Below are 1,317 nucleotides of genomic sequence, written 5' to 3'. Positions count from 1 at the left end.
GATCGGCGGCGCCCTGTACAAGCAGGTCGACCGCAGCCTGGACCTGCTGCCAGAGGCGGAGCTGGACGCACGCTACAGCGTGCTGGAATCGCGCTGACCCGCTACGGCACGCCGGAGCACTGGGCCAAGATCAGCCACAAGCTCAGCCTGCTGAGCGAAGAAGACCGGCGCATCCGCTTCTGGGTGGTCAGCGCCGATGCCCGTTACGAATACGGCCAGCCCGACGCTGAAATCCGCGCGTTCGCCGCGGGCCCCGTGGGCATGCGCGACCTACAGTTGGCGGGCCACCCTTACCCGTACAAGGTGCTGGTCAGCGACCTGCCGGCACAGGACCAGCGCCCACCGCTGCGCTTTCTGCTGGGTATCGACACCGAAACCTTCTGGCACACCCAGCACACCTTGCTGGTGGCGCTGATCAGCCTGGCGGTGGTGGGCGTACTGCTGGCCTCGGCGCTGGGCTACTGGGCCGCGCGCATTGGCCTGCGGCCGTTGCGTGAACTGTCGATGGAGGTGCAGCAACTGGCGCCGCCGCGCCTGAGTGGACGCTTGCGCGTGGCCGACCTGCCACCTGAGCTGGAGCAGTTTGCCAGCGCCTTCAATGCCACCCTGGAGCGGGTCGACCAGGCCTACTCGCGGCTGGAGGGGTTCAATGCCGATGTGGCGCATGAGCTGCGTTCGCCGCTGACCAACCTGATCGGCCAGACCCAGGTGGCACTGACCCGTGGGCGCAGTGCCGAGCATTACTTCGAGGTGCTGCAATCGAACCTCGAAGAGCTGGAACGGCTGCGCAGCATCGTCAACGACATGCTGTTCCTGGCCAGTGCCGACCAGGGCAACAAGGCCACTGCACTGACCAGCAGCTCGCTGGCCGAAGAGGTGGCCACCACCCTGGACTACCTGGACTACATCCTCGAAGACGCCCAGGTGCGCGTGCAAGTCAGTGGCGATGCCCGCGCCAGGATCGAGAAGGCGCAGTTGCGCCGGGCATTGATCAACCTGATCAACAATGCGGTGCAGCACACAGCACGCCAGCAGGTGATCCGGGTGAGCATCGAGCAGACGGGCGATCAGGTATGCATTGCGGTAAGCAACCCGGGGCCGGCGATCGACGGCGAGCATCTACCGCGCCTGTTCGAACGGTTCTACCGGGTGGATGCGGCGCGCAGCCATGGCGCCACCGGCAACCATGGGCTGGGGCTGGCCATCGTCAAGGCGATTGCGCTGATGCATGGGGGCAGCGTGTTTGCACGTAGCCAGGCGGGCGCCAATACCTTCGGGATTCTGTTGCCGGCTTGAGTGCCCCTTCGCTGGCAAGCC

At 66.0% G+C, this 1,317-nt stretch carries 1 pseudogene; it reads left to right on the top strand.

The features are described 5' to 3' along the window. Positions 1-1,296 (top strand): annotated as a pseudogene (locus tag G3436_RS25430) (heavy metal sensor histidine kinase); the annotation flags it as partial. Positions 1,297-1,317: the final 21 nt, after the last annotated feature.

It is taken from the genome of Pseudomonas brassicae (genome assembly GCF_010671725.1).
In the GTDB taxonomy this organism is placed as follows: Bacteria; Pseudomonadota; Gammaproteobacteria; order Pseudomonadales; family Pseudomonadaceae; genus Aquipseudomonas; species Aquipseudomonas brassicae.
This window is presented reverse-complemented; position numbering and strand designations above follow the sequence as displayed.